General features: G+C 52.5%; 11 protein-coding genes. 9 read left to right on the top strand and 2 right to left on the bottom strand.

Annotated features, from left to right (window positions below):
• From DFR60_RS30720 to DFR60_RS29090, 3 genes are all read left to right on the top strand, one after another.
• Positions 1 to 339, top strand: a 339-nt coding sequence (locus tag DFR60_RS30720) for a hypothetical protein (RefSeq protein WP_207659590.1), incomplete at its 5' end; no start/stop codon positions are given.
• Between the two features lie 249 nt (positions 340 to 588).
• Positions 589 to 1,884: a TrkH family potassium uptake protein gene (locus tag DFR60_RS29095; protein WP_110326650.1), complete on the top strand. Its 1,296-nt coding sequence runs from the start codon at positions 589 to 591 to the stop codon at positions 1,882 to 1,884.
• Between the two features lie 14 nt (positions 1,885 to 1,898).
• Complete coding sequence (locus DFR60_RS29090; protein ID WP_055653042.1) at positions 1,899 to 2,573, top strand: potassium channel family protein; 675 nt, start codon at positions 1,899 to 1,901, stop codon at positions 2,571 to 2,573.
• Between the two features lie 115 nt (positions 2,574 to 2,688).
• Here DFR60_RS29090 and DFR60_RS29085 read toward each other — a convergent pair whose 3' ends face one another.
• The gene (locus DFR60_RS29085) at positions 2,689 to 3,615 is read right to left on the bottom strand and encodes an NAD-dependent epimerase/dehydratase family protein (protein ID WP_110326648.1); all 927 of its coding nucleotides are present in this window, start codon (positions 3,613 to 3,615) and stop codon (positions 2,689 to 2,691) included.
• Entirely contained in the window at positions 3,612 to 4,451 is an 840-nt protein-coding gene (locus tag DFR60_RS29080) for an AraC family transcriptional regulator (protein WP_110326646.1), read from the bottom strand. Before DFR60_RS29080 ends, DFR60_RS29085 begins: the two co-directional genes overlap by 4 nt.
• A gap of 277 nt (positions 4,452 to 4,728) precedes the next feature.
• On the opposite strand from DFR60_RS29080, the gene DFR60_RS29075 reads away from it, so the two are divergent.
• From DFR60_RS29075 to DFR60_RS29050, 6 genes are read left to right on the top strand one after another with little or no spacing between them, the layout of a single operon-like run.
• The gene (locus DFR60_RS29075; protein WP_110326644.1) at positions 4,729 to 5,844 is read left to right on the top strand and encodes a Gfo/Idh/MocA family protein; all 1,116 of its coding nucleotides are present in this window, start codon (positions 4,729 to 4,731) and stop codon (positions 5,842 to 5,844) included.
• Positions 5,819 to 7,831, top strand: coding sequence for a glycoside hydrolase family 20 zincin-like fold domain-containing protein (locus tag DFR60_RS29070; RefSeq protein ID WP_167437761.1), 2,013 nt, complete (start codon positions 5,819 to 5,821; stop codon positions 7,829 to 7,831). Before DFR60_RS29075 ends, DFR60_RS29070 begins: the two co-directional genes overlap by 26 nt.
• Before the next feature lie 19 nt (positions 7,832 to 7,850).
• Positions 7,851 to 9,263 (top strand): ABC transporter substrate-binding protein, encoded by a 1,413-nt coding sequence (locus DFR60_RS29065; RefSeq protein ID WP_243005214.1) that lies wholly within the window; start codon positions 7,851 to 7,853, stop codon positions 9,261 to 9,263.
• A 26-nt stretch (positions 9,264 to 9,289) separates the two neighbouring features.
• Positions 9,290 to 10,162 carry a carbohydrate ABC transporter permease gene (locus DFR60_RS29060; protein WP_110326639.1) on the top strand — a complete coding sequence of 291 codons (873 nt, stop codon included), beginning with the start codon at positions 9,290 to 9,292 and terminating at the stop codon, positions 10,160 to 10,162.
• 3 nt (positions 10,163 to 10,165) lie between these two features.
• A complete protein-coding gene (locus DFR60_RS29055) occupies positions 10,166 to 11,050 on the top strand; it encodes a carbohydrate ABC transporter permease (protein ID WP_110326637.1) in 885 nt (294 codons plus the stop codon).
• Between the two features lie 6 nt (positions 11,051 to 11,056).
• The gene (locus DFR60_RS29050; RefSeq protein ID WP_110326635.1) at positions 11,057 to 12,997 is read left to right on the top strand and encodes a sialate O-acetylesterase; all 1,941 of its coding nucleotides are present in this window, start codon (positions 11,057 to 11,059) and stop codon (positions 12,995 to 12,997) included.
• Positions 12,998 to 13,025 lie beyond the last annotated feature (28 nt).

The following is a 13,025-nucleotide window of genomic DNA, read 5'->3' as shown; positions in this document are numbered from 1 at the left end:
AACATTACTATATTTCGTGAAGAGAGTACAAAGTGCCACAAGCCCAGTATTTCAAAGGGGTTGTGGCACTTATACGTTCATTCATGTGTCAAAGACGGGATTATTATACCCAATGGAAATAAAATGTCAAGGGTATTTTGGAAAAAAGTAAAAAATAGTGTTACCGTTCACGGCCCCGCTGAAAGTTTCCGCCGGTGTTCCGGTGTGTGGAAGGGGCAGGAGAAGGAAGCGTTTCTTGTTTCCTCGGTGGCAGGAACTAAAGCAGAAAGACGGGAAAAAGAGGCGGATCGCGCAAACTACGGTGAACTCCTGAAGGACTTCACCTCCGTGTCCACTTGAAATCTGGCTTGGAGGCCAGATTTCACCACCCCTTTTTCCCGTCTTTCTGCTTAAGTTCCTGCGAACCTCGGAAAAGGAAACGCTTCCTTCTCCTGCCCCTCCCACACACCGGAACGCCGGCGGAAACTTTCAGCAGGGCCGTGAACGGTAACTTTTCAAAGTTAAAGTTGTGTTAAGTATTCTGATAAAGGATTGAATCCCGGGCATGTTTGTGCTAACTTAGCCATATCATAAAAAGAGAGGTGTATGATGAGTGAACATTTGCGTAAATTGAGCCCGGGCCGGATTGTCGTGCTGGGCTTTGCTTTCGTTATATTGACAGGAAGCCTGATTCTGTGGCTCCCCATTTCGGCAAACGAGGGGGTTCACGTGAACTACATAGACGCCCTGTTTACGTCCACCAGCGCGGTGTGCGTGACGGGGCTGATCGCAGTAGATACGGCGGATACCTTTAATGTATTCGGCAGGACGGTGGTAGCTCTCTTAATCCAGATCGGCGGGCTGGGAGTTACCTGCGTCGGCGTCGGCTTTATTCTGCTGGCGGGAAAGAAGATAGGAATTCATGGCCGTGTGCTGATCCGCGATTCCATGAACTTAACTACGGTAAAGGGCGTGGTGGCGCTGGTGGAATCCATTCTCTTTATGACGCTGCTGTTTGAGGGCATCGGCGCGTTTTTGAGCTTTCTGGTATTTTCCAGGGATTATCCGGCTCTGGATGCGCTGGGAATCAGCGTGTTCCATTCCGTGGCGGCGTTTAACAACTCGGGTTTTGATATCCTGGGAGGACTGACAAACCTGATTCCATATCAGGACAACGTCCTCCTGAATCTTACCACCTGCGGCCTGATTATCTTCGGCGGCCTGGGATTTCTCGTAATCCGGGAAGTGTGGGCGAAGCGCTCCTGGAAGAAGCTGAGCCTCCACTCGAAGGTCGTTATTCTGACCTCTGCCGTGCTGCTGGCTGCGGGAACCATACTGTTAAAAATGACAGAGGAGATTACGTGGCTGGGCGCCCTGTTTCAGAGCACTTCCGCCAGAACAGCGGGATTCTCCACTTATCCAATCGGAAATTTTTCCAACGCGGGCCTGTTTGTCCTGACTATCCTGATGTTTCTGGGAGCGTCGCCGGGATCGACCGGAGGCGGTATCAAGACTACGACCACATTTGTGCTGGTAAAGAGCATGTTCAGCGCGGCGACCAACAGGCACTGCAGCGCGTTCAAACGCCGGATTCCGCCGGAGGTGATCTCACAGGCATTTATCATCACCACTCTGGCGCTGGGAGTGGTCTGTATACAGACCTTTCTGATGTGCCTCGTGGAGCCGGAATACGATTTCATGAAGCTTCTGTTTGAGACGGTCAGCGCGTTCGGAACCGTAGGTCTGTCCACCGGAATTACACCGGATTTAAACGGATGCGCGAAGCTGATTCTGGTGCTTACCATGTTTATCGGAAGGCTTGGACCGCTTACCATCGCGACCATTTGGAGCTTTAAACCGAAGGCGGGCGCGTGGTACTCGGAAGAAACTATTACAATAGGGTAGAGGAGAGAGATAGAATGAAACGCAGGAAAGATACGATAGAGTATGGAATTATAGGTCTGGGAAGATTTGGGATCGCACTGGCGACCGCCCTTTCCGAGGCAGGAAAAGAAGTCATGGTGGTTGACAACACGGAGAGCAAGGTAAAGCAGATCCGTGATATGGTCTCGGAGGCCTTCGTCGTCGAGGGCATTGACAAGGCGTCGTTCGAGAGCGCCGGAATTCAGAACTGCGAGACGGTGATCGTATGCATCGGTGAGAAGATCGATACCAGTATACTGGCCACCCTGACCGTCATATCCATGGGAGTGCCCAGGGTCATATCGAAGGCTACCAGCGCGGAGCACGGCTGTGTGCTGGAGAAGATCGGAGCTGAGGTGGTGTACCCGGAGAAAGATATCGCCATCCGTCTGGCCAGGCGCCTTGTATCGCCCCATGCGCTGGACTTCATCAGCCTGAACGACGACATCGCAGTCTCGGAGATCCGGCTCACAACGGTGCTGGAGGGCAAGAGCGTGATGGAGGCGGGAATACGCAACCAGTTCGGCCTAAACATTGTGGCGATGGAACGGGAGCACGATACGACCATTGACATTCAGCCCACCTACCGGTTCCGGAAGGAAGACGTGATCGTGGTCATCGGAAAGCGGGATAATATCAATCGGTTTGAGGCGTATTTGTCGGAGGAATAATAAGTAAAGGCGAAGAGGCTGTTCGGAAAGAAAAAGGGATTCCGGACAGCCTCTTTGTCTGCTGGTACAGCGGGCCAGACACCCTGCCTGTATGAGCGTTTGGCGGCATAGGGATTTATAAATATCCAAGAGATTCCAGATGGAGTTTTAAGCCTTCTGCCAGCGTTGTATCGGGCAGCCGGACACCGGCGGCCTTTAGTTTCAATAAATCGTAGATCCGGTGGCATAAGTGGCCGGAATATTCGGGATGGGCCTCAAGGTATCCGGTGAGAGGCAGTTCCTGTATGGTGATTTCCACACCGAGAAGTCTTCCCAGGATTTCGTAATACAGGCGGTTTTCCACCGCTTCCGGGCCGCCGATGCAGAAGATCTGCTGAAAGGCACTTTCCCGGTTTACCGAGTCCAGCATGGTGCGCGCCAGATCGCGGACGAAGACCGGCTGTGTGATGTGGATTCCGCCGGTTACGAGGGAGAGGGGATGTCCTGCCAGAATGAGATCCGGCAGCTCCTTCTGGCGGCTGTGCTCCGGATAGCAGCCCAGCAGAAAACCTGGGCCGTAGATATGGCCGGGACGAAAGAGCGTAACGTTAAGTCCGTGTTCCCCTTCTCCGGAAAAATAGCGGAGAAAGACTTTCTCCATCTTCCGCTTGTTCCCCGCATAGCTGCATTCCTCCGGCGCACCCTTTTCCTCCACGAAGAATCCGTCTTCCGCCTGTGGCGTCGTCTTGCGCGCCGGATCGTAGACGGAGTCGGTTGAGATGACCACCAGCCGGCTGCTCACGGAAGACAGCACCTCCAGGTCCTGCTTTGCATGGCGTTCGTTCATGCAGATGCAGTCGAAAACCACATCCCAGGTGACACCCGCTCCCAGTATGGCATTCTTAAATCCTTCCCTGTCGTCCCGGTCCGCACAGAGCGGGATAATTCCAGCGCCGAGAGGGCGTTTTCCCCTGGTGAGCGCCCAGACTTCATACGTTTCTTTAGCCATGGAAGCCAGCATGCCGCTTAAGCCGCCGCTTCCTCCAATAATCAATGCTTTCATTCTTCTTTTCCTCCTGGCAGTAAAATCGTGTCTTCTTTTTTCTTTCTTCTCTCCGGCGGAAACATGCCGGAGGGCGGAATTCCCTTCTTCTCTTTAAACAGCTTGCTGAAGTAGAAGATATCTGAAAATCCGCATTGCAGCGCTACCTCACTGACGCTGTATTCCCCGCTTTTTAACATATTCTCTGCATAGTTTAAACGGAGTGAGATGAGATACTGCTTGAAGGTCATCCCCATGGCCTCCCGGAACAGACTTCCGTAGTAGACGGGATGGAGATGGAACTGGCGGGCCATCAGATCGATGGTCAGCGGGTCCTGATAATGCATGCTCATATAGCGGATGCTGTTTTTGATGCGGGGGTCTTCCTGGCTCAAATGGTTTTCATTCAGGATCAGGTTGGATATCTGATACAGGATGAGGCATAAGATTCCGCGTATCTTCAGCATATATCCAAAATCCCTCTGCAGCCATTCCTCGTGGATTTCGTGGAAACGCGAGATCAGCCGGGGGATGATCCCGATGTGGCTGATGATGGGAAGCGGCAGGCGGGCTTCCTGGCCGAACTGATCCCGCAGAAAGATGTTGGTGGAGTAGCACTCCATCAAGTCCTCCGGAATGTTGACGGCCGCCCGGTAGGTGTTCTGAGGGATGCATATTAAATCGCCTTTTTTTACAGTATAAATGTGGCCTCCGATGTTGTACTCGGCCTTTCCGTCTATGACGTATGTAATGTCGATGAAGGGGATCACATTTGCGTCGATTTTCCAGTTGGGCGTGCACTTCCTGTGTATGTAATAATGAAGTTCAGGAATCATGTTGTTAAAGTCAGGAATCATAAAAGCTCCTTTTCTTCCTGTGATGCGGAGATAATTCTGTTTGTGGTATGGCTTCATTATAGAGTAGGAAAAACAATTGTGCAACGGAGTTTTTAAACAGAATTTTATCTTTAATAATTACAAATGGCCTTTGATTCCTTCATTCTTTTTTATTGTGCAACTTGTTATAATGCATTTGTAAATAAACAATATTTAAAAACACTTTGCACAGGGAAGTGACACCGTCCGGCGGCACCGGTCTCTGTGTAAAAGTAAAAAGTATAAAGGAGGGGAGACCATGACCGGCGTCGCAGTGATCGGAACAGGCGTGATTTCAGAGAGCCATATCGAGGCGTATCTGGCCTTTCAGGACAGGTGCCGTATCATAGCATTGTGCGACCTCGTTCCCCAAAAGGCGGAGGCGCTGAAAGAAAAATACCATTTAAAAGACACGGCTGTTTACAGCGACTGTAAAGAGATGGCAGAGCGGAGCGACATCCGTCTGGTCAGCATCTGTACTCCGCCGTTTACCCATGGGGAGAGCGCCGTGATCTGCATGAAAGCGGGAAAACACGTTCTGGTGGAAAAGCCCATGGCGTCTTCACTGGAAGAGTGTGACGAGATGATGCAGGTTCAGCGGGAGACCGGCTGTTATCTTGGTGTTGTCTCTCAGAACCGCTACCTGCGGGACAATCGGAGTTTAAAGAGCGTAATCTCCTCCGGAGCCGTGGGAAAGGTCTTATTCGGACAAGTGGAATCCCTGTGGTTCAGAGGCCGGGAATACTACGATCTTTGGTGGCGGGGCACATGGGAAATGGAAGGCGGAGGCTGTACTCTAAACCACGCCGTACATCAGATCGATCTGCTGAACTGGATCATGGGAGCTCCCCGCACGGTGACGGCTGTCCTGGGAAATGCAGCACATGACAATGCCGAGGTGGAGGATGTGTCCGCCGCGATTCTTACCTATGATAGCGGCGCGCTCGTGACGGTAACGGCCTCTCTCGTAACGCACGGGGAAGGCCAGAGGCTGCGCTTTCAGTGCGAAAAGGCGGGCGTGGCGTCCCCTTGGCAGGCGGTGAGCAGCAGGTCTGCACCAACGGGCTTTCCTGTCGAAAACGAAGCGTTTGAGGCACAGCTTCAGACGCGTTACCGGGAGATGCCGCCGCCCCGGTATACCGGTCATAAAGGCCAGATCGATACGGTGCTGCATTTCCTGGAGAGCGGGGAACTGCCGCCGGAGAGCAGCGCGGATGGCCGCCTGGCGCTGGAGGTGATAACTGCCATATACCAGGCGGGCTTTACGGGACAGACGGTTACGCTTCCGCTGTCTGGAGATACGCCCCTTTATACGAAAAAAGGATTTTTGGCGAATGGAAAGCATTTTTATGAGAAAGAGGCGCATCAGAAATGAGGCGCTGTGGAGGACGGAAATCATGCACGGACGGAGAGACTTCTGCTGGCTGACAAAACAGGTGCAAAACAAAAACATAATTACTTATTATCTGGATGATGGGAAGAAAACGGCAGTTACAGAGACCATTGAGCGGGAAATGCCGCTGCTGTTTAAAGAAATCAGACGATCCGGTTCGCCGGATGCCTCGATTGCTTTTTTACCGGGAGATGAAGCGGCGCTGGGGACAGAAGGGTACCGGATCGGGGAGACTGAGGCCGGTTATAAGATAGAAAGCGCGTCTCCTGCGGGATATTTATACGGCATGTACGGGCTGCACCGGCTTCTGACCGCACAAAATGAGACCGGATTTCCGTATGAGTCGGTGCCGGATCAGAGCATCCGCATGATCGATCATTGGGATAATTTCGACGGTTCCATTGAGCGCGGTTACGCAGGAGAGTCCATATTTTACGATCACAACACCTTTCGGGGAGATATGGAGCTTATCCGGCAGTATGCAAGACTGCTGGCCTCGGTGGGGATCAATGCGGTTCTGATCAACAATGTCAATGTACACAGAGCGGAAACATTTTTCGTAACAGGGGAAGCCCTTACGGAAATCAGGAAGATATCCGACGTCCTGGCTGCATACGGAATTAAGACGTACCTATCCGTTAATTTTGCGGCGCCCATCACAGTGGGACAGTTAAAGAGCGCAGATCCTCTGGAGCCGGAGGTGGCTTCGTGGTGGGAAGAGACGGTTAAACGAATCTATGAGGAGATTCCTGATTTTGCCGGCTTTGTGGTAAAGGCAGATTCGGAAGGAGAACCAGGGCCATTCACCTATGGCAGGAACCATGACGACGGCGCCAATATGCTGGCGAGGGCGGCAGGGCCCTACGGAGGAGTCATTATCTGGCGCTGCTTCGTATACGACTGCGCCCAGGACTGGTGGAACCGTGAGGCGGACCGCGCACGCGCCGCTTATGATATCTTCGAACCTCTGGACGGCAGATTCCTGGACAACGTGATTCTTCAGATCAAGAACGGCCCCATCGATTTCCAGATCAGAGAACCGGTGTCGCCGCTGTTCGGAGCTTTAAAAAAGACAAATCAAATTCTGGAATTTCAGATTACACAGGAGTATACCGGACATCAGAGGGATATCTGTTACCTCGTTCCGATGTGGAAGGAAACCATGGATTTTGATACGAAACACGGCAAAAGCCTGACGGTGAAGGAGGCGTTGAGAGAGAACTCCCCTGTCCGCAGACGATCCGGCATTGCGGGCGTCGGAAACGTGGGAATGGACGCCAACTGGACGGGCAGCAAGCTGGCCCAGGCCAATCTCTACGGCTTCGGAAGGCTGGTCTGGAATCATGAATTATCAGCAGAGGCGATCGCCGAAGAATGGGTCCGCCAGAGCTTTTGCCTGACCGAAGAAAAGTGCGGTAAGCTGGCGGCGATTCTGACAACATCGAGGGAGGTGTACGAGGCTTATACCTGTCCTCTTTCTGTTGGCTTCATGTGCAAACCCTCCATCCACTACGGCGTCGATATCGATGGCTATGAGTACGACCGGTGGGGGACATATCACTATGCCGACAGAGACGGAGTCGGAAGGGACAGGACCGTGAAGACGGGGACCTCCTATACGAGGCAGTATTCCGACGCGCGATTTTCTGAATATGAGGACCTTTCGTCCTGTCCCGATGAACTGCTGCTCTTTTTCCACCATGTGCCCTACACCCATGTGCTGCATTCAGGAAAAACGGTGATTCAGCACATCTACGACACTCATTTTGAAGGCGTGGAGAGGGTGAGAGAGTATCAGGCGGTATGGGAAAGCTTAAAGGACTCCCTGGATGAGGAGAGCTACTTAAATATGAAGGAGCGCCTCGTCTGGCAGATGGAAAACGCCGTCAGCTGGCGTGACCAGGTAAACACGTACTTTTACCGTAAATCGGGAATCCCCGATGAAAAGGGTAGAAAAATATACCAATAAATAAAAGGAAAGAGGTAGTATGATGAAAAAATGGAGTAAAGCAGGTATCGTATGTGCGGCCGTACTGGCAGCGAGCATGGCAATGACCGCGTGCGGCGGCAAGACCGCAGAAACGGGTAATACCGGGGAGGCCGGAAGCACCGGAGCGGCCGGGACGGAGAAGGCAGCGGACGGAAAAACACCGGAGGCGTCTAAGGCATCGGGAGAGACTGCGAAATTAAGCTTCTCCTGGTGGGGCAATGACGACCGCCATCAGGCCACACAGAACGCCATCGACGCCTTCAACGCGGCTCACGCCGGCGCCATCGAAGTGACCGGAGAGCCCTCCGGCTTCGGCAATCTGGAAGAGACCTTTGCCACCCGCTATGCCGGCGGCACCGCCGCAGATGTCATGACTGTCAACTATCCCTGGGTTATCCAGTATAGTCCAAACGGAGACGGATTCTACGATCTCGATCAGGTGAAGGACATCTTCGATTTCTCCCAGTACGACGAGGGCTTCCTGGAATTCGGAAAGACGGGCGGCAAGATGCAGGCAGTCCCATACGGCCAGAACACGCTGGGCTTATACGTCAATAAATCTGCGTTTGACAGAGCCGGTATCACCGAGCTTCCAACGACGTTCGAGGAATATAAGAAGGCGGCGGAGATATTTACCCAGCAGGATCCCAATGCGTATATGATCGTCAGCCCTACGTTCCGTTTCGCAGCAGTCTACTATCTGCAGCAGAAGACAGGGAAGGGCGAATTTGCAGAAGATTTAAGCATGAATTACACCGTGGATGATTATAAGGAAGCACTTCTCTGGTATAAGGACTTAGCGGATGCCCATGTCTTCTGTTCCAGAAAAGATTATATCGAGAATGTAGGCAATGAGCCGGTATCCATTGCCCAGAATGCAAAATATATCAATGGCGGCTACGCTGGCGTACTGGAATGGACCGGAGGAATCGCTTCGAACGCCAAGACTCTGGAGGACAAGGGGGACGAACTGGTGGTTGCGCCGCTCCCTGTGATCGACGGAGCTGTATTTGAAGGAACTATGGCAAAGCCCTCCCTGCTGTTTGCAATCTCCAGGGATTCCAAAAATCCAAAGGAAGCGGCTGAATTTTTACAGTATATCTTAAACGATCCGGAAGGAACGAAGCTCATGGGTTCCACCCGCGGCATGGTGGCTTCCAAGGCGGCCAAGGCTTCCTTAGAGGCAGACGGACAGATCACAGGAGCCGTAAAGCAGGCTTACGACTTTACCGATGTGGCGAAAGTAATCAACAACTCTCCGATCTTTGAGAACGCCGTATTTACCAATTCCTATGAAAGTAATTACGAGAAGTTTGAGTTTGGAAAGAGTACGGCGGAGGAAGCCGCGCAGGCCATCTTTGACGCCACCAGCGAGCAGGTTGCAAAACTGAAACAGGACTATGGCAAATAAAGAGCACGCAGGAAGGAGGAGATTCTTTGAGAAAGAGCAAAATGGGTCTTGTGTATATTCTTCCATGGCTGATCGGTATGGTTTTTCTTACCCTGTATCCGTTTATTAACGCGCTGGTTATCAGTTTTACGGATTACAATCTCGTGAGAGAACCGAATTTCATTGGTCTGGCTAACTACACTAAGCTGTTTCAGGATGAAGATTTTTTGGGTACGCTTACCGCAACGTTAAAATACACTGTGATTACGGTGCCGTTACAGCTGGCGTTTGCCCTGTTTATTGCATACATATTGAATTTTAAGCTGAAGGGCATTAACTTTTTCCGGACGGCCTACTATATTCCGTCCCTGTTGGGAGGAAACGTGGCGGTAGCGGTGCTGTGGAGATTCCTGTTTCAGCAGGACGGGCTTATCAACCGAATCATCGGCGTTGTCGGGATACCGCCGGTGGCATGGCTCTCTTCCCCGGGCGGGGCAATGAGCGTCATCATAATCCTGAAGGTCTGGCAGTTTGGTTCTGCGATGCTGATCTTCCTGGCCGCGCTCAAGGACGTACCCCAGGATCTCTATGAGGCGGCCAGCGTGGACGGATCCACCAAGCTCCATTCCTTTATCCATATTACCATGCCGCTGATCACACCTACGATTTTCTTCAATCTGGTCATGCAGCTGGTCAATGCGTTCCAGGAATTCAACGGCCCGTATCTTGTAACGGGGAAGGGACCGTTAAATGCCACCTATCTGACTTCCATGTATATTTATGACAATGCATTTAAGTACTTTAACATGGGGTATGCCAGTGCCGCCAGCTGGATTCTGTTCCTCATCATCGTGGCTGTGACCCTGATCCTCTTTGCGACACAGGACAAGTGGGTCTATTATTCGGACGGAGGTAATTAAAAGATGGAGAAAACGCGAGGATTCAGCGAAGTGGAAATGCGGAGACACAGACGGGTGGTCATCAGCTCCGTCGTCCGTTATATCGTCCTGATTGTCGTGGCGCTCGTCATGATCTATCCGATTATATGGCTGGTGGGCGCTACCTTTAAGAGCAATAATGAAATATTTACTTCGATCAGTTTTATTCCGAAACGGATCGACTTTACTCCCTATATAGAGGGCTGGAAGACGCGGACAAAGTATACGTTCACCACGTTTTTCATAAATACCTTCCGGTTCGTGGTGCCGAAAATTGTCTTCTGTCTCGTATCCAGTACGCTTGTCGCGTATGGCTTTGCAAGGTTTGAATTTCCATTTAAGAAGATCTGCTTTTCGATTTTGATGGCTACCATGTTTCTCCCGGCCGTCGTGACAAGAATTCCACTCTATATTTTGTGGAAGCAGATGGGACTCCTCAACACGTACGTGCCGCTGATCGCACCGACCATGTTTGCCAATGAACCCTTCTTCGTGTTTATGCTGATTCAGTTCATGCGGTCGATCCCCACGTATCTGGACGAGGCGGCCACAATCGATGGCTGTAATTCCTTCCAGACTCTGATGAGGGTTCTGCTGCCGTCCTTAAAACCGGCGCTGATCAGCTGTACGATCTTCCAGTTCGTATGGAGCTTCAATGATTTCCTTGGGCCGCTCATCTACGTGACCAGCCTGGAAAAGTATCCGGTGGCGCTGGCGCTTAAAATGTCCATCGACCAGAGCAGCGGTATCGTGGAATGGAACCAGATTCTCGCCATGTCATTTCTGGCGCTGCTCCCGGCCCTGATCCTGTTCTTCTCCGCGCAGAAGTATTTCGTGGAGGGCGTTACATCGACTGGAGTGAAGGGGTGATCGGATATGGAACAGAATGTCCGGTTTTCTGTGACACCGCTCATCTCAGACCACGCGGTGCTCCAGCGGGATGAAGTGATCCCGGTGCACGGCAGGGGAAGAGCCGGAGCCGGGGTGCGGGCAGAGCTGGAGCCTGAGTGGGGAAAGGCAGACGGCGTGATTCAGCCGAAGTCCGGCTGGGGTGTGGTGAACCCGGCTGGGACGTGGCTGGTGGAGCTGCCTCCGCTTCCCGCAGGAGGACCGTACCGTTTGCGGGTTGAATCCGAAAGAGAAGAACTGGAGTTTCATGATCTTTATTTCGGAGATATCTGGGTCATGGCGGGGCAGTCCAATATGCAGCTACCCATGGAACGGGTCAAATACCGGTATCCTGAAGAATATAAAAAGGGCGCATCGCCCATGATCCGTCAGTTTGCGGTTCCGATTCAGTGGAAATTTGACTCTGACTCTGACGCGCTGTCCGGCGGGGAGTGGAAGATGGCCGCGGCGGAACATACTCCGGTATTTTCTGCCGTCGGCTTTTTCTTTGCGCAGAAGCTGTATAAGCGTTACCGTATTCCGATCGGCCTGATCTTAACCGCGGTAGGGGGAACCCCTGTACAGGCGTGGATGAGCCGGGAGGCACTCTGCGATTTTCCCGATGAACGGAAGAAGCTGGATGCCTGCAGTGATCCCGGGTACGTGGAACGGATACGGAAAGAAGATGAAACACGCATTGCCGCATGGTGGAGGCTGCTGGCTGAGAGAGATCAGGGGCTTGCGGAGAACTGGGCCGCGGGAGGAGGCAGGCGCTTTTGGAAGAAAATCAGCCTTGCGGACCGCTGGGATGACCGGGAGGACTTAAAAGGCGCCGGAACCGTCTGGCTTCGGAACTGTGTGGAGATTCCTCCCGGTTTAGCGGGTCAGCCAGTCCGAATATCGCTGGGAACAATCACCGATGCGGATTGCCTCTTTGTAAATGGGGAAAAGACAGGAAGCACCTCCTATCGATATCCGCCGAGAGAGTATGAGACAACGGCTCTCAGGCCGGGGCGCAACCGGCTTGTGCTGCGTGTCGCAGCCGTCCATGGACAGGGGGGCTTTACGCGCGGTAAGAGTCATCGGCTTATCTGGGAGAACGGAGAGGAGCGGGACATCACCGATGGCTGGGAATACCGGCGGGGGGCGGTGATGGAGACTTTAGGAGAACAGACTTTTTTTGAACGGAAGCCGGCGGGGATGTACCAGGGGATGATTGCCCCCCTGCACCGTGTCCCGGTGAAGGGAATCTGCTGGTATCAGGGAGAGATGAACGCGGATGAGTATGAACGTTATCCCGGATATTTTAACAGGCTTGTCGAGGACTGGAGGCGGAAATGGAACAGAGCCGGTTTACCGGTACTCTTCGTGCAGCTTCCCTGTTACGATCTGGAGGCTGGGAAAAACTGGGTACAGTTCCGGGAAATGCAGCGGAAGCTGACTTCAGTTCCCGGTACGGCCATGGTGGTATCGATGGACTGCGGAGAGGAAAATGACCTGCATCCGGTGAACAAGAAACCCGTGGGAGAGCGCCTGGCCATGGCGGCGTTTCAAATGGCTTATGGAGAAGACGGAATATGGCTGAGCCCGTTGTTTTCTTACGGTGAAAGGACCGCGGAGGGAATGATTCTGCATTTCGATCACTCGGAATGCGGTCTGGAGACGCTTGACGGAACTGCGCCTGGCGGATTTGAGTACTGTTTCTATGGAGGAGAAGGGAAAGAAGATGGCAGGAAGGTAAGAATAATTCCGGCAGAGGCACGAATCGCAGGAAACACGGTAGTGGTTCCGTGGCCGATGCGGGACAGGCTTCCGGATGCTCTCGTATATTCCTGGTCCAACAACCCGTCAGGAGCCAATCTGTGCAATTCGGTAAAGCTGCCGGCCTCCCCTTTCCTCTGCCAGATAGAGACAGAGAAGAACCATTAACCCCTGGAAGCACAAAAAAAGATGAATC

It is taken from the genome of Hungatella effluvii, assembly GCF_003201875.1.
In the GTDB taxonomy this organism is placed as follows: domain Bacteria; phylum Bacillota; class Clostridia; order Lachnospirales; family Lachnospiraceae; genus Hungatella; species Hungatella effluvii.
This window is presented reverse-complemented; position numbering and strand designations above follow the sequence as displayed.

Coding starts and splice junctions, on each gene's coding strand:
- DFR60_RS29055 (WP_110326637.1), top strand. CDS start 10,166: ATGGAGAAAACGCGAGGATTCAGCGAAGTGGAAATGCGGAGACACAGA.
- DFR60_RS29070 (WP_167437761.1), top strand. CDS start 5,819: ATGAGAAAGAGGCGCATCAGAAATGAGGCGCTGTGGAGGACGGAAATC.
- DFR60_RS29075 (WP_110326644.1), top strand. CDS start 4,729: ATGACCGGCGTCGCAGTGATCGGAACAGGCGTGATTTCAGAGAGCCAT.
- DFR60_RS29065 (WP_243005214.1), top strand. CDS start 7,851: ATGATGAAAAAATGGAGTAAAGCAGGTATCGTATGTGCGGCCGTACTG.
- DFR60_RS29050 (WP_110326635.1), top strand. CDS start 11,057: ATGGAACAGAATGTCCGGTTTTCTGTGACACCGCTCATCTCAGACCAC.
- DFR60_RS29095 (WP_110326650.1), top strand. CDS start 589: ATGAGTGAACATTTGCGTAAATTGAGCCCGGGCCGGATTGTCGTGCTG.
- DFR60_RS29090 (WP_055653042.1), top strand. CDS start 1,899: ATGAAACGCAGGAAAGATACGATAGAGTATGGAATTATAGGTCTGGGA.
- DFR60_RS29080 (WP_110326646.1), bottom strand. CDS start 4,451: ATGATTCCTGACTTTAACAACATGATTCCTGAACTTCATTATTACATA.
- DFR60_RS29085 (WP_110326648.1), bottom strand. CDS start 3,615: ATGAAAGCATTGATTATTGGAGGAAGCGGCGGCTTAAGCGGCATGCTG.